The sequence below is a fragment of the Nocardia panacis genome (assembly GCF_003598715.1).
Lineage (GTDB): Bacteria > Actinomycetota > Actinomycetes > Mycobacteriales > Mycobacteriaceae > Nocardia > Nocardia panacis.
In genome coordinates, this window is sequence record NZ_QZFU01000055.1 from 101,077 (window position 1) to 118,925 (window position 17,849).

At 68.7% G+C, this 17,849-nt stretch carries 18 protein-coding genes; 4 read left to right on the plus strand and 14 right to left on the minus strand.

Annotation, left to right across the window (positions count from 1 at the left end):
* Positions 1 to 19 precede the first annotated feature (19 nt).
* Complete coding sequence (locus D5S18_RS32875; RefSeq protein ID WP_203237029.1) at positions 20 to 355, plus strand: DUF1330 domain-containing protein; 336 nt, start codon at positions 20 to 22, stop codon at positions 353 to 355.
* A gap of 59 nt (positions 356 to 414) precedes the next feature.
* On the opposite strand, the gene D5S18_RS32880 is transcribed toward D5S18_RS32875, so the two are convergent.
* Positions 415 to 759, minus strand: coding sequence for a MerR family transcriptional regulator (locus tag D5S18_RS32880; RefSeq protein WP_120045037.1), 345 nt, complete (start codon positions 757 to 759; stop codon positions 415 to 417).
* Positions 760 to 818: 59 nt separating this feature from the next.
* Between D5S18_RS32880 and D5S18_RS32885 the strand changes: the two genes are divergently transcribed.
* Positions 819 to 1,694, plus strand: coding sequence for an aldo/keto reductase (locus D5S18_RS32885; RefSeq protein WP_203237030.1), 876 nt, complete (start codon positions 819 to 821; stop codon positions 1,692 to 1,694).
* On the opposite strand, the gene D5S18_RS32890 is transcribed toward D5S18_RS32885, so the two are convergent.
* On the minus strand, positions 1,691 to 2,527 hold the full coding sequence (locus tag D5S18_RS32890) for a bifunctional 5,10-methylenetetrahydrofolate dehydrogenase/5,10-methenyltetrahydrofolate cyclohydrolase (protein ID WP_120045257.1): 837 nt from the start codon (positions 2,525 to 2,527) through the stop codon (positions 1,691 to 1,693). The two genes, D5S18_RS32885 and D5S18_RS32890, sit on opposite strands and share 4 nt — an antisense overlap.
* A 162-nt stretch (positions 2,528 to 2,689) precedes the next feature.
* Here D5S18_RS32890 and D5S18_RS32895 point away from each other — a divergent pair, with 162 nt between their 5' ends.
* Both D5S18_RS32895 and D5S18_RS32900 read left to right on the plus strand, forming a co-directional pair.
* Complete coding sequence (locus D5S18_RS32895; RefSeq protein ID WP_439651210.1) at positions 2,690 to 3,544, plus strand: YdcF family protein; 855 nt, start codon at positions 2,690 to 2,692, stop codon at positions 3,542 to 3,544.
* A 16-nt stretch (positions 3,545 to 3,560) separates the two neighbouring features.
* The gene (locus tag D5S18_RS32900; protein ID WP_120045039.1) at positions 3,561 to 4,322 is read left to right on the plus strand and encodes a putative protein N(5)-glutamine methyltransferase; all 762 of its coding nucleotides are present in this window, start codon (positions 3,561 to 3,563) and stop codon (positions 4,320 to 4,322) included.
* Here the strand turns inward: D5S18_RS32900 and D5S18_RS32905 are convergent.
* The 12 genes from D5S18_RS32905 to D5S18_RS32960 all read right to left on the minus strand — a co-directional run bounded on the left by D5S18_RS32905 (position 4,312) and on the right by D5S18_RS32960 (position 17,755).
* On the minus strand, positions 4,312 to 4,806 hold the full coding sequence (locus D5S18_RS32905; RefSeq protein WP_120045040.1) for a hypothetical protein: 495 nt from the start codon (positions 4,804 to 4,806) through the stop codon (positions 4,312 to 4,314). The two genes, D5S18_RS32900 and D5S18_RS32905, sit on opposite strands and share 11 nt — an antisense overlap.
* Before the next feature lie 3 nt (positions 4,807 to 4,809).
* A complete protein-coding gene (locus tag D5S18_RS32910; RefSeq protein WP_203237031.1) occupies positions 4,810 to 5,982 on the minus strand; it encodes a TFIIB-type zinc ribbon-containing protein in 1,173 nt (390 codons plus the stop codon).
* A gap of 366 nt (positions 5,983 to 6,348) precedes the next feature.
* Complete coding sequence (locus tag D5S18_RS32915) at positions 6,349 to 7,521, minus strand: SPFH domain-containing protein (RefSeq protein ID WP_239004161.1); 1,173 nt, start codon at positions 7,519 to 7,521, stop codon at positions 6,349 to 6,351.
* 122 nt (positions 7,522 to 7,643) lie between these two features.
* Positions 7,644 to 9,119 (minus strand): flavin-containing monooxygenase, encoded by a 1,476-nt coding sequence (locus D5S18_RS32920; RefSeq protein WP_120045043.1) that lies wholly within the window; start codon positions 9,117 to 9,119, stop codon positions 7,644 to 7,646.
* A gap of 371 nt (positions 9,120 to 9,490) precedes the next feature.
* Positions 9,491 to 10,045 carry a DUF3558 domain-containing protein gene (locus D5S18_RS32925; protein ID WP_120045044.1) on the minus strand — a complete coding sequence of 185 codons (555 nt, stop codon included), beginning with the start codon at positions 10,043 to 10,045 and terminating at the stop codon, positions 9,491 to 9,493.
* Positions 10,042 to 10,428 carry a hypothetical protein gene (locus D5S18_RS32930; RefSeq protein WP_147404336.1) on the minus strand — a complete coding sequence of 129 codons (387 nt, stop codon included), beginning with the start codon at positions 10,426 to 10,428 and terminating at the stop codon, positions 10,042 to 10,044. Before D5S18_RS32930 ends, D5S18_RS32925 begins: the two co-directional genes overlap by 4 nt.
* Before the next feature lie 73 nt (positions 10,429 to 10,501).
* Positions 10,502 to 10,750 (minus strand): Ada metal-binding domain-containing protein, encoded by a 249-nt coding sequence (locus D5S18_RS32935; RefSeq protein ID WP_203237032.1) that lies wholly within the window; start codon positions 10,748 to 10,750, stop codon positions 10,502 to 10,504.
* Positions 10,751 to 10,752: 2 nt separating this feature from the next.
* Positions 10,753 to 11,472, minus strand: coding sequence for a 2OG-Fe(II) oxygenase (locus D5S18_RS32940; RefSeq protein WP_120045046.1), 720 nt, complete (start codon positions 11,470 to 11,472; stop codon positions 10,753 to 10,755).
* A complete protein-coding gene (locus tag D5S18_RS32945) occupies positions 11,472 to 12,083 on the minus strand; it encodes a methylated-DNA--[protein]-cysteine S-methyltransferase (RefSeq protein ID WP_120045047.1) in 612 nt (203 codons plus the stop codon). Before D5S18_RS32945 ends, D5S18_RS32940 begins: the two co-directional genes overlap by 1 nt.
* Positions 12,083 to 12,568 carry an RNA polymerase sigma factor gene (locus tag D5S18_RS32950; RefSeq protein ID WP_203237033.1) on the minus strand — a complete coding sequence of 162 codons (486 nt, stop codon included), beginning with the start codon at positions 12,566 to 12,568 and terminating at the stop codon, positions 12,083 to 12,085. Before D5S18_RS32950 ends, D5S18_RS32945 begins: the two co-directional genes overlap by 1 nt.
* A gap of 43 nt (positions 12,569 to 12,611) precedes the next feature.
* Positions 12,612 to 14,501 (minus strand): exodeoxyribonuclease V subunit alpha, encoded by a 1,890-nt coding sequence (recD, locus tag D5S18_RS32955; RefSeq protein WP_120045048.1) that lies wholly within the window; start codon positions 14,499 to 14,501, stop codon positions 12,612 to 12,614.
* Positions 14,498 to 17,755 carry a UvrD-helicase domain-containing protein gene (locus tag D5S18_RS32960; RefSeq protein WP_120045261.1) on the minus strand — a complete coding sequence of 1,086 codons (3,258 nt, stop codon included), beginning with the start codon at positions 17,753 to 17,755 and terminating at the stop codon, positions 14,498 to 14,500. Before D5S18_RS32960 ends, recD begins: the two co-directional genes overlap by 4 nt.
* Positions 17,756 to 17,849: the final 94 nt, after the last annotated feature.

Below are 17,849 nucleotides of genomic sequence, written 5' to 3' on the forward strand. Positions count from 1 at the left end.
CGTGACATTACTATACACTGTGTCCAAGATTGGGGATCGGATGTCCGCGTACGTCATCGTCAATGTCGAGGTACTCGATGAGGAGGCAGGCTGGGCCTACGCGCCCATAGCCCAGAAGTCGATCCTCGGCCACGGCGGCCGCTATTTGGTCGCGGGTCCCACACCCGAACCCGTGGAAGGCACCTGGGATTCACCCCGACTCATAGTCCTCGAATTCCCGGACATGGGTCGGGTGCGCCAGTGGTACGACTCTCCCGAGTACCGACAGGCCCGACAGATACGGGAAGGCAAAGCTCGGGTGCAGATGCTGTTCGTCGAGGGCTCGCCGCCCGAGGGCTTCACCCTCCCGGCCTGAGAACTCGTGGAAGTCCGGCAGATTCTCAGGCACCGCCCGAGAGATCCGCATCCGATAGATTACGACGCCGTCGTGGCGAGCAGTCCGGTGAGGGCTGAGCGGGCGTTCTCCAAAGTGTGGATCTGTTCTTCGATCCCGTGCAGTCGGTCGCGCAGGACTTCGGCGACGCAGGCGTTGACCTGCGGTCCCGGCCCTTCCACGCAGGGCAGCACTTGCCGAATGACGTTGGTGGACAGCCCCGCTGCGAGCATGGCGCGGATGTGCCCGACCACGACGGGTGCGTCCTCGGTGTAGCGGCGGTGGCCACTGACGGCGCGCTGCGTGGTGAGCAGCCCCTGTTCCTCGTAGTAGCGCAGCAACCTCGGGCTGACGCCGGTGGTGTGCGCGAGTTCTCCGATCCTCATGTGATCTGCCTCATGTCCGCTTGAATCTCACATCCATGTCAGATCTTACGTTGGTCGACATGACGACAACGACGAGCAAGTCCTTCAGTATCGGCGGCGATCTGCCGGTGCGCCGGATCGGTTATGGCGCAATGCGTTTGACCGACTCGCCGGAGACGCGCAACGGGGGCGCGGCGCATATCTGGCGACCGCCGACCGATCGCGCGGCGGTGATCGCGGTGCTGCGCGGCGCGGCGGATTTGGGGGTGAACCTCATCGATACCGCCGACTCGTATGCCCTCGGCGCCAACGAAGAACTCATCGCCGAGGCGCTGCATCCGTATGGCGAGGATCTGGTGGTGGCGACAAAGATCGGCAATACCCGACCGGGACCGCAGGAATGGGTGCCGCTGGGGCACCCGGCCTATCTGCGGCAGCAGACGGAACTGAGTTTGCGCAGACTGCGGGTGGACCGCATCGACCTGCTCTACTTGCACCGCATCGATCCCAATGTGCCTTTGGCCGACCAGGTCGGGACCTTGCGTCAACTCCGCGAGGAGGGCAAGGTGCGCCATATCGGTCTGTCGGAGGTGTCGGTGGCGGAACTGCGTGCGGCCATGGACATCACACCGATCGCGGCCGTCCAGAATGTGTACAACCTGGTCGCCAGGCAGCACGATGCCGTTCTCGAGTTCGCCGCCGAGCACGACATCGCCTTCGTGCCCTACTTCCCCGTGGCCATGGGTGAGCACGCGAGACCGGACAGCCCGGTCGCGGCGCTCGCGAAGGAGATCGGTGCGACACCCGCGCAGGTAGCGCTCGCCTGGTTGTTGCGGCGCTCGAAGACGGTCGTTCCGATCCCCGGCACCGCTTCGCTCACGCATCTCGCGGAAAACATTGATGCACTGGACATCACGCTGTCCGACGATCAGTTCGCCCGGCTGTCGGCGCTCTAGCGATTACCTGCGGCGTCGACCACGTGCCGCATGAGCAGGGCGGTGGTCACCGGTCCGACGCCGCCGGGCACGGGGCTCAGGGCGGCGGCGCGCCCGCGCACGGAATCGGCGTCGACATCGCCGACGATGCCGCCGTCGGCGGATTCGTTGGTGCCGACGTCGATGACGGTGGCGGATTCGGCGATGTGCTTGCCGGTGATGAGGCCGGCGCGGCCCGCAGCGGCGACCACGATCTCGGCGGTGGCGGTGACGGCGGCCAGGTCGGGGGTGCGGGAGTGGCAGACGGTGACGGTGGCGTCGGCGGCGAGCAGCAGTTGGGCCAGCGGTTTGCCGACGATATTGGAGCGGCCGACGACTGCGACATGCTTTCCGACCAGGGGGATCTCGTGATGCTTCAGTAGTTCGATCACGGCTTCGGCGGTGGCGGGGACGAATCCGGGCAGGCCGGTGGCGAGCAGACCGAGCGAGAGCGGGCTGACGCCGTCCACATCTTTGGGCGCGGCGATCGAGGAGGAGACGTCGTCGAGGGTGACGCCCGCGGGCAGCGGGGTCTGCAGCATGATGGCGTCGACGGCCGGGTCGGCGCTGCGGGCGGCGAGTTCGGCACGGAGGGTTTCGACGCTCGCATCGGCGCCGAGATCGACGGTGTCGCAGGCGATGCCGAGGCGTTCGGCGGCTTTGCGCAGCGAGTTCACATACCAGGCGCTGGCCGGATCGGCATTGGCCACGATCAGGGCCAGGCGCGGCGCGACCGCGAACGCGGCGGCGCGCGCTTTGGAATCGGCGTTGATGGCGGCGGCGAGGTCCTTGCCGGTCAGCGAAACGGTATCCACGTCCACACACCTTAACGGGCTCGACCACGACAGCAGCGCTGACCTCCACCGAATCCGCGGTCGGCGGCCGTATCGTGATCGATGCCGTACCCACGGCCATCTCTCTCAGCTGACGTACCTGAAAACCGTTCCCCGCGCGGAAAGGTGTCGACTGCTTTGAAGATCTCGAAACTCCTCGCCGCAGGATTCGCGGCCCTCGCACTGACCGGTCTGGCGTGCGGCCCTGCCACGGCGAGTCCCGAAACGGACGCGCTCTACAACTCGGCCCAGCGACATTTCACCGACGGTGACGACGCGGCGGGTCGCGCCGACCTGCGCGCCCTCATCGCGGCCGATCCGAATGACGGGCAGGCGCTTGCCCTGCAAGCCATCTGGTCGCACTACGCGGGTGACGTGCCCGCCGTCACCGATGCCATGAACCGGCTCAACGCGGTGGATCCGGCGCTGGCCGCAGGCACCGCGAATGTGTTCAACGCGATTTGTGCGGCGGTCGGCACGCTGCCGAATCCGTTGCCCGCGCTGGTCGGTCCGCAGACGGGCATCGTGGTGCTCGGGTACGGTCTGCTGCCGGACGGTGCGCTGCGACCCGAATTGGTGGACAGGTTGCAGGCGGCCTTCCTGCAGGCATTGGCCGCGCCGTTCTCCCCTGTGGTCGTCACCGGCGGTAATCCGCAGAACGGGGTGACGGAGGCGGAGGCGATGCGGGCCTGGCTGGTCGGGCACGGGTTGCCCGCCGCGCGGGTCAGCGCGGAGAACCGCGCCGGATCCACGGTGCAGAACGCGCTGTACAGCACCAGGCTGCTGCGGGATCTGGGTGCGTCGAGCGCGGTGGTGGTGACCTCGCCGAATCACATTCGCCGCGCGGTGGCCGATTTCATTGTGGCGGGCACGGCGGTCGTGGGTGCGATGACCTCGCTGGATCAACTGGTCTCCCAGATCATTCCGCCGGTCCGGAGCAATCAGCGCGGCATCTACCTGGATTCGACGCGGACTTTCCAACTGCCGACGGCCCGCTGATACCCGCTCCGGCAGGATGGGCCGGGTGGGTATTGTCGATCAGTTGCGGGCCGCGGGTTGCGTCTTCGCCGAGGAGGAGGCGCGACTGCTGACCGAGGCCGCCGGGTCCGAGGCCGAGTTGGCGAAGTTGGTCGCGCGGCGGGTCTCCGGGACGCCGCTGGAATATGTGGTGGGCTGGGCGGAGTTTCGCGGGCTGCGGGTGCGGGTGTGGCCGGGTGTGTTCGTGCCGAGGCGGCGCACCGCGTTCCTGGTGGAGTTGGCGGCCGCGGCGCGGCCGGTGACGGTGCTCGATCTGTGCTGTGGTTCGGGGGCTTTGGGGTTGGCGTTGGTTCGCGAGGTTCCGGGGGTGGAGCTGGTGGCGAGCGATATCGATCCGGTCGCTGTCGATTGCGCGCGGGTCAACCTGGAAGCTGTCGGCGCGCAGGTCTACCGGGGCGATCTGTTCGAATCGCTGCCGGTCACGCTGCGCGGCCGGGTCGATGTGCTGCTCGCCAATGTTCCCTACGTGCCGACCGAGGACATTGTCGAGATGCCACCCGAGGCGCGCGAACACGAACCGCGCGGCACCCTCGACGGCGGACCCGACGGGCTCGACATGCTGCGCCGAGTCGCCGATGGCGTGCTCGATTGGCTCGCACCCGGCGGGATGCTGCTGATCGAGATCAGTGCCGCGCAGGCCGAATCCGCTGTCGCCGAACTGACCCGTCGCGGGCTGGCCGCCGCTATCGCCGAATCGGAGGAGTACGACGCGACCGCCGTGGTCGGTGTCAGGCGCTGAGGCCCTTCCTGATCTGCGCGACCACATCCAGTTGGCCGCGCACCGCCGACATCCCGACTTCGAGCGCCGCGAGATCGGGTTTGGTGGCGGCCGTCGCGTATTGGGTCACACCGGCTTCGATGGCCTCGACCGCCTGCGTCGCCGAGGCGAGGAGATCGGCTTTGCCGGTCAGCCCGGAGAGGGCGACCAGGTGATCGTCCACGGCGAGGGCCGACTGTTCCAGGTCGGCGCGCAGCACGATGGTGGTGCCGTTATCGAGCGCCGAAACCCGACGCAGGGCGGTCATCGCGTCGCGCAGGCGGCGATGCAGTCGCGCCTCGGGATCGTGCGATCCAGCCCATGAGATCGGGGCGCGGGTCGGGTGACCCGGCACCACCTCATTGGCCTGTTCCTGCGCGCCGCGCTGCTTGCGACCGAGCATCGCGATGAGCGCGCCCGCGCCCACCACGATGACGACCAGAACAACTAGGAGGATGACGAGCACCGGCTATCTCCTGCCGTGGGTGGTGTGTCCGGACGAATGCCCGTGCGAGCGTAGATAGGAGAAGACGACGATCACGACGATGGCCGCGGCGAGTCCGATCACGATCGCCGCCGCGATCTTGATCTTGCTCCACGGACGGTCCCCGGACACCTGCCCGGTGAGCCCATTGATATAGACCTGGAACGGCTTCTCGTTGTAGATCACCGTCAGCAGCCACATCGGCAGCAGCAGATGTTTGAAACCGAGGTAGTTCCAGTTGGTTTGCAGGTGATGGATGCGCTGGTGGTCGCCGCCGATATCGGCGCGCACCGTCGACTCGATGACCTCCGCCATCTCCTGCTGCGCCTGCGGCAGTGACTCCTCGGCATCGTGGTCGTAGGTGCGGCACAGGTGGCCCGCCACGAATTCCGGGGAGTAGGAGCGGGCTTGGTCCACCGGCCACGGCTCGAGTGCCTTGATCCGCCTGTGGTCCAGGCTCGGGCCGTCATTGGCCAGCACCGGCAGATCCGCGAAATCATTGCCGACCTCACCGGCCACGTGATACCAGTTCGTCCTGGTCTCGTAGATCGGGTCGCCGTCGTCATCGGTGCCGACGCGGACCCGATAGTCGACGCCGCGCTCGCCCTCGTACCAGGTGCTGGTATCGGCGTCGTAGGTGAAGTAGGCGGTGTAGAGGCTGGAGAAAGCGCCGACGCGGCGATACTTCTTGAAATCGCTCGGGGCGAACCAGCGTTTGGTCACCCATTTCTCGATCAGTTGGCGCGCTTGCTTCTCGGCTACCTGGAAAGGCACCAGGCCGTCGACCGGGAGGCGGGCCGGGGCGTTGTGCACATCGTCGCGTTGGATCGGGGTGGCGCAGTACGGGCATTTCGTCGCGGTCAGGCTGCCGTTGAATTCGGTTGCGCCGCCACAGTTCTGGCATACGACCTCCCATTGGCCGCTGACCTGCGGTGCTGATTGGGCCGATTGCAGGGCGCGGAGTTCGGCCATTGCGGCGTGGAGTTCGCGGGTTTGGGGTGGGGTGTTGGGGGCGGTGATTTCGGAGTAGTTTCCGCAGCTCGGGCAGCGGAGTTTTTGGCTTGCTATGTCGAATGCCAGTTGGCCGCCGCAGGCTGAGCAGGGGTAGGTGCGGGTCATTTCGGTGCGGTGCAGCATGGCGCGATCCGGTGGGGACACCGGGGCCGACTGTGGCACCGCCGCTTGGGGCGGGCGCTGTGGTGAATTGGGCTGTGGGCCTGCCGGGTACGGCGGCGGACCCGACCGGGTTCCCACCGACTGCGACGGAAGAGGCGGTGGGCCGGATCGCGGCAACGGTGGCGGACCCGGCTGGGGCGTCGAGCCAACCGGCTGCCATGACTGATCCTGCGTCGGAAGAGGCGGCGGCACCGAGGTTTGCGCGGCCGAACCTGTAGGCAATGGCGGCGGGCCGGGTCGTGGCAATGGCGGCGGACCGGGCTGGGGTTGGCCCGGCGCGTCGCCCGACGGCGGTTCGTAATTCATGGCTTGCTCTCGGGGGGCTTCGTGGCTACTTCATGCCCTCACTCAGCGTGGCGGCAGCGGCGGCGGGTTGCCCGGCAGCGGCGGTGGCGCGGCGAACAGCGTCTGCAATGCCGGAACCGAGGCGGCCACGGCCCATCCGGCCATACCTTCGGCCCAGACATTCGTTTCGCGGGTGAGATGTCCGCTGGAGACGAAGGATCGCAGCTGATCGAGCGGATACGGCCCTGCCGCTTGACCATTCAATTCGATGTGGAAGACCTGCAGGCTGGGCAGCGGCGGCGGCGCGGCCTGCTGCGGCGCCTGCTGATATCCCTGCTGCGGATACCCTTGTGGCTGCGCGAATCCGCCCTGTGCGGTCCCGGCCATCTGCCCGCCGAGGACGACGCCGAGCCCGGCCTGCATGGCCGCGCCCGCGACGCCGCCGCCCTCGTTCTGCGCGGCGGCGAGCATGGCATCGGCGGCCCGCGCCTGGGTGTAGCGGTTCAGATCGCCGACATTGTTGAGGAAGCTGCTCTCCTCGAGTCCGCGCGCGACACCGCGCGTCATGGCCTGCTGGATTTCCTCGGGGAGGGAGATCGTCATGGTGACGGCATCGATGCCTAGGCCGAAGGACTGCACCCGCTGGGCCACGAATTCGCGCAGCTTATCCGACAGTTCGACCTGGCGGCCCTGCAGATCGATGGCGCCGAGACCGCTGGCCATGACCATGTCGGAGAAGGCGAGGGCGATATTGCGGCGGATCATCTCGGTGATCTGCTCCATGTCGACGACACTCTCGGTGCCGATGACCTGGCGCAGGAAGGTGGGCGCGTCGATGACCTCGACGATGGTGGTGCCATTGGCGCGAATCTGGACCATGCGGAAGTCGGGGTCGCGGACGGTGACCGGTTGGGGTGTGCCCCAGCGCAAGTCGGTGACGGGCCGGGTATTGATGTAGTAGACCTCGGACCGGAACGGGCTGTTGAAGCCGTGCCGCCACCCTTGCAGGGTGGACATGATGGGCATGTTCTCGGTGGTGAGGGTGTAGTGGCCGGGGCCGTAGGTGTCGGCGATCTGGCCCCGGTAGACGAAGATGGCCTGCTGGCCCTCCCGCACGATGAGTTCCGCGCCGTTCTTGATCTCGTTCTCGTAGCGGGGGAAACGCCACGCGAGGGTGGTATTCGTCTCATCGAGCCATTCGATGATGTCGACGAATTCGCCTCTGATCATATCCATCAGGCCCATAAGTCTGTCCGTCCTCCCTCGGGCGCGGCTCATCCGCAGCGCCAGAGTAACCCACGGGCGCGGCGAGGTTCGCGCCCCTTGCGATGTCCTTATCCATGGGAGCACATGGCGCGTTATTGCGTCGTGAACGACCCGGCGCGCTCGAAGCGAAGAGTGCCGTCGGCGATGGGGCTGCGCCCCAGCAGGATTCGGTCGCGCAGGTAGTTCATGCGCAGTTGCCATGGCCAGCGGTCGCCCTGGATGGGAAAGGCGGGTGCGCCGCGTTGGACGTAGCCGGGATTGAATTTCGCGAACAGCGGTTCCGCGCCGACCGCCGGGTCGCGGACCGGGACGGCGCGCGCGTAGCCGTGCGCCGCCATGTGACGCAGCAGGCGAATCACGTATTCGCTCACCAGATCCGCCTTGAGCGTCCAGGAGGCATTGGTGTAGCCGAAGACGTAGACGAAGTTCGGGACGTCGGAGAGCATCATCGACTTGTAGGCCATGCGCTCGTGCACCACGACTTCGGCTCCGTCCACCGCGAGTCGTGCGCCGCCGAAGGCGAGCAGGTTCAAACCCGTTGCGGTGATGACGATATCGGCGTCGAGGTCGGCGCCGGAGGCCAGGTGCAGGCCGGACTCGGTGAAGTGCGCGATGCGGTCGGTGACCAGGTCCAGCGCGCCTTTGCGGATCGCGCGGAAGAAATCGCCGTTGGGGGCCAGGCACAGTCGCTGGTCCCACGGGTTGTAGCGGGGGGTGAAGTGGGTGTCGATATCGAAGCCCTCGGGCAGCCAACGCTGCTGCCAAGAGCGGATCTTTCGGCGCATGCGGGCCGGATAGCGTTGGCTCAGTTGGTATATCGCGGTCGAGAGGGCGATGTTCTTCGCCCTGGCGAGCGCGTAGGCGAGGCGGGGCGGCAGGTGGCGGCGCAGTTTCAGCGCGAACTCGTCACGTTCGGGGGCGGAGATGATGTAGCTCGGACTGCGTTGCAGGATGGTGACATGCGCGCCCTGCGCGGTGAGCGCGGGGGCGAGGGTGACGGCGGTGGCGCCGCTGCCGATGAGCACCACCCGCTTGTCGGCAACGTCGAGCTGCCGCGGCCAACGCTGCGGATGGAGGATCGGTCCCGAGAAGCGTTCGACGCCTTCGAAATCCGGGGTGTAGGGCGTGTCGTAGCTGTAGTAGCCGGTGCAGCCCCAGAGGAATTCGGCGGTGAACTCGACCGTCTCGCCCGCGTGCTCGGCCCGCACGTGCCAGCGGTTCTCGGCCGAGGACCAGTCCGCCGAGACGACGCGATGCCCGTAGCGGATGTGTCGGTCGATACCCGCCTCGGCGGCGGTGTCGCGCAGGTAGGCGAGGATGTCCGCGCCGTCGGCGATGGATTTGTCGCCGAGCCAGGGGCGGAAGCGGTAGCCCAGGGTGTACATATCGGAATCGGAGCGAATTCCCGGATAGCGGAACAGGTCCCAGGTGCCGCCGAGGGTGTCGCGGGCCTCGAGCACTAGGTAGGTCCGGTCCGGCAGCGCGGCGCTCAGGTGGTGCGCCGCGCCGATGCCGGAGAGTCCGGCTCCGACGATGAGCACATCGATGTGCTCCTCAGCCGTTGTCATGGGTGTTGTCCTCCGGTCATCGGCCTGCGGGCCGTACCGCGCACGGCCGCGATGACTCCAGCGTAGTCGCGTGTCCCCTCCAGAACCTGGTCCGCCTGCGGCCCCAATGGACTTTGGGGCCGCAGCAGCCGAACCAACCGTTGCCCGAACCTATCTCAGGACCCCGGCCTCGAAAAAGATGCTGCCACACCCGCGACGGAAGGCCCAACCCACGAGCAAACGGGTGCGCGTGCATTAGTGCGTGCCCGATTTGTAGGTGTTTGGGGGTGTGGCGAACTGGGAAAAACGGTGCGGAAACTTGTTTGACGGTAACGAATTCGCATCGATTGGATGATGGTGTTGTAGAACTGTTGCCGAGTCGGCGCGCCGGATCAGGCGCCTGCGGGGAGGAGTGGGGTGACGGTTTCGGCGATATCGATTGCCAGATCGCACGTGGCGAGGTCGGTCGCGCTGGGCGGCACATTGGTGGATACGAAGAGCGATCCGGACTTCATCTCGACATTGACCTCACAGCCGCCGGGGATGGCCGGGTGCGCCTTGTAGCGCAGGGCTTTCCGGCCGCCGAGCACGACCTCCGCCGCGTCGGGGAATTTGGTCCGCACCAGGGCGAGGGTGCCGTTGGTGGTCTGGACGACGAAACCGTATCCGGCTTTGGCGATGAACAGGCAGCCTCGCCAGGTGGTTTCGGCCACGCGGTCGTTCTGCGGCGCGGGTGGTCGGGCATCCCACCGATGCTCGGCGAGCAATTGCGGTGTGAGTGCCTTGCAGGCATCGAAGACCTGCGGTGCACTGCTGGACGGCGGGATCGGGCTCGGTGAGGCCGAAGACGTTGGAACGGCCTTGGCACTGTCGCCGCAGGCCGTCAGCAGTGCGGCCGAGGCGAGCGCGAGCGCGAATCCCGTTCGCGCGACGCGGGCTGCCGTCATGCCTGGATCTCGCGCATCTTCGCGGCGAATTCGGCATCGGTGCGGGTGAACTCGTCGCAGATCGCCTTGAACAATGCGCGGATATCCTGTGCGGCCGTGATGTAGTCGGTCAACGTGTCGTAGGCGTTGTTCGGGCCGCCCGCACCCTTCTGCTGGAATATCTGGACCAGTTCACGCGCCGAGGTGAAACGTGCTCCCGCCTCCTCGCCGACGCCCCAGATGCTCTTGTACCCGAGCTGCTGTGCGATGGTCTGCGCGGCGATGAATTCGTTGATGAGCCCCTCACACGCGGCATCCAGCGCCACGAACCCCTGCGGATCCATCCGCACTTTCAACGCCCCGCTCTTCGCCTCATCGATATACGACGCGAACGAACTGCCCACCGCCCGCACCCCTTCCAGTCATGCCCCCTGCATCATATGGACGCACGCGCCACCTGTCCGGTTCCCGGCAATCTCAGCGCCCCGCCTTCCACACCGCGAACCGCTGCGGCAAGCAGACCGCGCAGGGCCGATATCCTGCCTGGACCGCCGTCGTCTCATCGGCGAAGAACACGCGCTGACTCCGATATGCCCCGCGCGCCAGCCACCGCGGCGCCGACGGACAGTCCAGACGACCATAGATCCGCCCCCGCCGATGTCCGCCGAAGAGTCCGGGTGTGGCACTGCGATATGGCCGTCCCGCACCATCCAGCAAGGTGTACATGACTATTCGGCGTCGTGCAGCACCAACCCGAGCGTGTGCCGGATGCCGCCGCGGATGCGGCTGACCCCGTGTCGCACGGGCGCGCGGGACCAGCCGCGACTGGAGGGTGTGGGCCGGTCGCGGGTGGTGAAGATCAGTCCGTGTCCCTGTTCGAGCACGGTCGCGGTGGCCTTGGATTGGGCGCGCAGGCGCTGTTCGACGAGCAGGAACTCCCCTCCGGTGAAGTCGATGCCGGGACGGTCGAGTCCGATCACCACCTGGAGGGGAAAGACCAACTCGCCGTATAGGTCTCGGTGCAGTGCGTTCCAATCCCCTTCGGTGTAGCGGAGCAGGATCGGCGTCGGGCGGGTCTGTCCTGCGGCATGGCAGATTCGCAGCCAGTCGTCGAAGTCGTCGGGCCACGGCGCCGGATCACCGAGCCGTGCCGCCCAGGTTCGAGCGATGGGCAGGAGCCTGCGGTAGCAGGCGGCCCGCAGTTCGGCGATCGGCTCCGGAATCGGATCGGCGAAGTAGCGGTAGGCGCCGCGGCCGAAGCGGTGGCGGGACATATCGATGGTGGCGCGGAAGATTGGCTCGTGCCACCGGGCGGTGAGGGCGGCGCATTCGGCCGGGGTGAGGATCGGGCCGGTCTGGGCGCAGCCCTCGGCGTCGAGTTCGGCGGCGAGCGCGGCCCAGGGTTGGTTGTCGACCCGATCTGCCAGTGCGGCAAGGGTTTCGGTCATCACGCCTCCAGGTCGAGCAGTGTGGCCTTGGCCGCGGTGCCGCCGACGTACTGACCGATGGCGCCATCGCTGCGCACCACCCGGTGGCACGGGATGACGACCGGCAGCGGGTTGGTGGCGCAGGCGGTGCCGACGGCGCGCACGGCGCGCGGATTGCCAACGGCAGCAGCCACCGTCGCGTAGCTGGCGCGGCGCCCGTAGCCGATCTCGGGCAGGTGTTCGATGACGGTGCGGCGGAAGCCGGTGGTCAACCGCAGATCCAGCGGGAGGTCGAAAGTTGTTCTGGCGCCGGTGAAGTACTCGTCGAGTTCGCGAGCGGCGGTGTCGAGGCGGGCCGGGGCGGCCAGGATGCGCGGACTGATCCGCGCGGCGAGGCCTTCGAGCACGGCGTCGTGGTCCTCGGTCGAGTAGGCCACGCGGACCAGGCCGACCGGGGTGGCGGCGAGCAGCAGCGCGCCGACCGGGCTATCGACGGTGCGGTAGGCGATATCGAGCAGTCCGGCCGCCTCGGCCGAGGCGGTCAGGCGGTGGCGCAGGTCGGCGAGGGTTTCGGCGCTGTCGGCGGCGAGTGCGTCGAACAGGCCGTCGTACCGGTCCTGATTCGGAACCATCATGGGCTGTCCTTCGGGTAGAGCTTGCGCAGGGTCTTCAGGCCGTCGGCGGCGGCGCGGCGGGCGGCGGCGGGCGAATTGCCCAGCAGCGCCGCGATTTCGGCGTGTGGCAGACCGGCGAGGTAGTGGTAGGCCACGGCTTGGCGCTGTTTGGTTGGCAGCGCGGCCAGTGCGGACCACAGGTCCGGATCGCGGCCTGCCGGATCGGAATTCGGTGCCGGACGTTCCGGCAGGACATCGGCGGGGACGGGTGCGCGGGTGCGGGCGCGGCCCACATCGATGGCGCGGCGGTGCGCGATGGTCACCAGCCACGCCTCGAGGTTGACGTTCGCGTCCAGGTCGGGATAGGCGCGCAGGGCGGACAGGAACGTCTCCGACCAGGCATCATCCGCAGCGGTGTCGAAGGGTCCGAGCACCGCGCGGCAGACGCGCAGCACCATCGGGCCGTACTCGGCCACCACCTGCTCGAACGGAGGCAATCTCACACCCGGTAGACGGCCGGTGCGGCCGATATGTGAGATCCGCAGGTCACGGCGTGATATCCGGGCGCGACAGGCCGCTGGCCCGCAGCACCCGGCGGTCGATGCCCGCCCGGATCGCGTCCTCGGCGCCGATGACGCGCACGTGCCGGCGCGCCCTGGTGATGGCGGTGTAGAGCAGTTCCCTGGTGAGCAGCGTGGACTCCGGTTCGGGCAGCACGATGGAGACCGTGTCGTACTGACTGCCCTGGCTGCGGTGGATAGTCATGGCGAAAACCGTGACCACCGAGGGGAATTGGGTGGGGTGCACCAGGTAGGGCGCGCTGCCGCGTTGCAGGGCCGCGCGCAGCGATCCGTCGGGCATGCGCACGATGACGCCGGTGTCGCCGTTGTAGATGCGCGCCTCGTGATCGTTGGCGGTGACCAGCAGCGGCTGGCCGGGGTACCACGGCACGTGGTGAGATTCCGGACCCGCACCGCTCGCGGCGGCCCAGTCGGCGGCGGTGCGGTCCCAACGTTCGACACCGAACGGACCCTGGCGGTGCGCGCACAGCAGCCGGTGCGATTCGAGGGCGGCGAGCGCGGCGGCGGCATCGCCTGCCAGTGCGGCCTCGGTGGTGGCGCGAGCGGCGCGCACCACATCGGCCCGCACCGCCACCGTGTCTTCCGGCGGGCCGAAGGACAGCTCCGAACCGCCTTCGCGCAGCAAATCCAGCGCCGCGTCCGCATTGCCCGCGCGCACCGCGACGGCGAGGTCGGCGATGCGGCCGCCGAAACGTCGACCTCGGGTCAGGCGGACGATGCCGCCGCGCAGGCGCTTTCGTTCCAGCGGGCTCAGCGACTCGGTATCCCCCTGCGCGCCTTCGGATTCCGGGCCGAGTATGCGGTCCAGCAGCGGATTGGGCACGGTGGCGACGGGTCCGAGCACCAGGTCGGCCAGGACCGCGCCGGCGTCGACGGAGGCCAACTGGTCCGGGTCGCCGACGAGCACCAGGCGGGTGTCCGGACGCAGTGCGGCCAGCAGGCTGCTCATCATGGTCAGCGACACCATCGAGGTCTCGTCCACCACGATGACATCGAAAGGGAGCCGGTTGAATTCGTGGTATCGGAAGCGGGTGCCGCGTCCGCGCTGCCAACCGAGCAGGCGGTGCAGGGTGGCGGCCGTCAGTTCCGGCAGGTCCAGTGCGGCCGCCTGTTCGCGCACCGCCTCCTGGAGGCGGGCCGCCGCCTTGCCGGTGGGCGCGGCCAGGGCGATCCGCAGCGCGGGCAGTTTGGGAGTGGCCCTGCGGTGCGCCTCGAGCAGCGCGAGGATGCGGGCGATGGTGTGGGTTTTCCCGGTGCCGGGTCCGCCCGCGACCACGGTGGTCCAGTGCGTCGCCGCCAGGGCGGCGGCCACGCGTTGACGGTCGGGGCCTGCGGCCGGCGGGGTGTCGAAGAGTCGATCCAGTTCGCGCCGGATCAGCTCCGGATCGACGGCGGGATGGTGCGCCGAGCGCTCGGTGAGCACCCGGCGAATGGTCTGCTCCTGCTGGTAGTAGCGGTCCAGATAGAGCAGCGGACCGTCCTGCGCCTCGACCAACCGCAGCGGCCGCAGCGGACCTGCCTGACCCCCGCACACCAGTGGGCTGCGGCGCAGCGCCGCCACGACCGCGTCGAAATCCGGCCACGGCAGCGTCGCCGGATCGATACCCGTCGCGAGGTCACGGGTCTCGTCGGCGTCGATGCCGATCTCACGCATGCGGCGCAGTTCGAGACAGACCGAGCCCGAGCGGACCGCGCGCACGGCCAGCGCCGCCGCGAACAGCACCGCCTCCTCGGATTCGCGACCGAGGCGGCCCAGGCGGAGGGCGACATGGACGTCGGCGGCCGAGAGCACACCGGCCTCATTGAATTCGCGCAGCAGACCGGTGCCGCGCTGGGCGATCTGGATCGATGTCACCGGGCCGCTCCCGCCAGCAACTCCGAGAGCGCGAGCACCAGCGCGTGCGGTGGGTGCCAGTCGAAAACACCGCAGCCGGACGGGGTTTCGGGGCCGACCATACCGCGCACGAACAGGTAGCGGCAGCCGCCGAGGTGGCGGGCCGGATCGTAACCGGGTAGTCGCCAGCGCAGGTAGCGGTGCAGCGCGACCGAATACAGCAGTGCCTGTAGCGGATAGTGCGAGCGCAGCATCTCCGCCGCCATGCGGTCGCGGGTGTAGTCGGCGACGGTGAGGTCGCCGGCGCCGAGCCGGTTGGTCTTGTAGTCGACCACGACGTAGCGGCCGTCGGTGGTGCGCAGGACGGCGTCGATACTGCCGGTGAGGTAGCCGCGCAGCGGGATATCGTCCAAATGGTCGAGCAGGTCGGCGTAGTCGCGCAGATCGTCGTCGGCGGGGAGGTGGGCGCGCAGCAGTTCGGCGATGTCGTGCAGGCCCGCCGCGGTGGGTCCGGCGGCGTCGCCGCCCGCGAGCGGGAGTTCGAAATCCAGTTCACTCAGGCGATTTCGCGTGGAGAACGCGGCGAGACTGCCGACATCCATGGGGGTGTGCAGGACGGCGAGCACGGCGGCGCCCAGAACGGCGGGATCGAGCTCGGCCATGAGTTCCTCGACGGCCGCGCGGCAGCGGGCGTGCACCTCGGTGGCCAGATCCGGTGCGTCGGTGTCGATATGCTCGAAGACGCCGTGCACCAGGGTGCCGAACTCCGCGCCGTAGGGCAGGCTGTTCATCAGCGAGGGCGCCGAATCCGGCGCGGCCGTCTCCGCTTCGACCGGGGCGGGGGTGTCCGGTTCGTCGCCCGCGTCCTCGGATACCGCGGCGGCCTCGTGCGCGCCCGCCGTGAGCGCCGAGTACGAGGTGCGTCGCCAGTGCTGATCGAGGGTGCGGGTGAACTGCGCGACCGCGAGGTCCCCGGTGGGGAGCTCCACGCGGACCCGCTGCGCGACGAGCTCGGCTTCGCCGTCCACCGGTTGGATGGCAATGGCCTCCGGCTTGCGCGCACCCCACGCCGAAAGCGACTGAACGACAGTGTCATCCGGGGGCACGGCGGCCCTCGCGGGCACGATGTCGCCGCCGTCGGGGCGACCCAGGATCATCCGGTGCAGCGGGGCCGCCGCGGTCGTGATGGACGGCGCCCACCAGGCCACGATCTGGCATTCGGCGCGGGTGAGAGCCACATAGAGCAGCCGCAGCTCCTCCCCTGCCTCCTCGGTTTCGCTGCGCAGCTTGCGTTCCGCGTAGCCCGCCGCGTCCTGACCGCCGACATCGAGGACGCGTTCGCCGTCCTGCCCGTGGAACAGCAGGGTCTGCGGATCCGGGTTCTTGGCGCTGTCCCAGGCGAAAGGCAGGTAGACGATGGGGAATTCGAGCCCCTTCGCCGCGTGCACGGTGGCGATCTGCACTGCCGCCGCATCGCGATCGAGCCGCCTGCTGCGATCGGCCACCGACCCGGAGGCCGGATCGCGCACCCGGTCGCCCAGCCAGCGGGTGAGCGCGGTCAGACCCAAGCCTTCGCTCAGGGCGACCTGATCCAGCAGTTGCGCCAGGTGCCGCAGGTCGGTCAGTTCCCGTTCGCCGTTCTCCAGACCGAGCAGCCGCTGCGCGAGCCGCGCCTCGGCGGCGAGCTTCGCGAAGACGGCGGCGAATCCGGCGCGGGCGAACAGCCGCGCGGCATCGCGCAGTTGCGCGCTCACCCGGCCGACCAGATCCGCGCCGCCCGCATCGATTTCGGCGGCGGTGCAGCCCAGGATCGGGGTGCGGGCGGCGAGCCGGACGCGGTCGGCGCGATGCGGTTGTTCCAGCGCCCGCAATACCCACAGCCAGTCGGTGGCGCTGGGCGTGTCGAAAACACTGGTGCCGCCCGCCAATACCGCGGCGATGCCGACCCGGTCCAAAGCCGCTCGCACCACATCGATTTGCGAGCGGGTGCGCACCAGGACGGCGATATCGCCGGGGCTGATCGGTCGGCGAGTGCCCTCGGCGGTGTCCAGTTGAATGCCCGAGGACAGCAACCGGACAATATCGGCGGCCATATCGCCCGCGACGTTGGCGCGCAGTCGGCCGACCGCCGGGAATCCCGATTTGTTCAGCGGCCCGGCGCCTTTGCGCGGCAGGCAGCGCAGGCGCAGCGGGGTGATCAGATCCTGCGGGCCGGTCAGCCGCGACCACGCGCGGGTGGCGGCCACCGGGTGCACGCGGATTTCGCTGTGCCCCAGGGCGGCTCCGCCGTGTAGGTGATCGAGGGCGGCGAGCAGTCCGGCGTCGCTGCGCCAGTTCGTGGTGAGTTCGCTGCGGTGATCGGCCAGGGCGACGGCATCGAGGTAGCTCAGGACCTCGGCGCCCCGGAAGGCGTAGATGGCCTGTTTCGGATCGCCGACCAGGACGAGGGCGGCGTGCCCGTGCAAGGCCAGGCGCAGGATGTCCCACTGCAGCGGGTCGGTGTCCTGGAATTCGTCGACCAGCGCCACCCGGTAGCGGTCGCGGATGCGGCGGCGGGCGGCGGGGCCGTGACTCGGGTCGGCGAGTGCGTCGTGCAGCAGCACCAGCAGGTCGTCGAAATCACGCAGGCCCGAAAGGCGTTTGCGCCGTTCGGTTTCCGCACGGACGGCGGCGGCGAAGGCGACACGCTCGCCCGCGGGGCCGGAGGCTTCGGGCGCGAGGCGGGCGTGCCGGTCGCGCACCGCCGCCGCGGCGAGTTGATGAGCCTTCTTCAGCGTGAAGGGTTGTTCGGCGCGGGCGTATCGGTTCAGGTAGAGGTCCTCGGCGACGGTGGCGACCAGGTCGTCGACGGAATCCACCAGTCGCGCACCGGGATCCTGCTCACCCGCCAGGCCGAGTTCGTCCAGCATGCGCTGGCAGAAGCTGTGCGTGGTGGCGATGGCGCCCGCGTCGAAGTCGGCGAGCGCGGCGAGCAGGCGGGCGCGCCTGCGCCGGATCTCGTCCGAATCCGCCTGTGCCAGTTGCCGGATCAGGTCGTCGGCGCTCGCGCGGGCGACCGCGGGCTCGGCCAGGGCGGCGGCGGCCGCCACGAACCTGTCCCTGGTGCGCTCGCGCAGTTCCCTGGTCGCGGCCCGGCTGAAGGTCACCAGCAGCAACTGCGAGATGTCCACACCCGCCTCGGCCACATAGCGCACCGCGAGGCCCACGATGGCGTGGGTCTTGCCGGTGCCCGCGCTGGCCTCGAGCACGGTGGTGCCGGTGGGCAGCGCGCCCATCGGGTCGAAGGCGTCGGCGGACTCGACTCGCGCGATGGTGCCCGCTATGGTCACGCCCGACACCGCCCTTCCCGCCAATGAACTACCCCTGCAT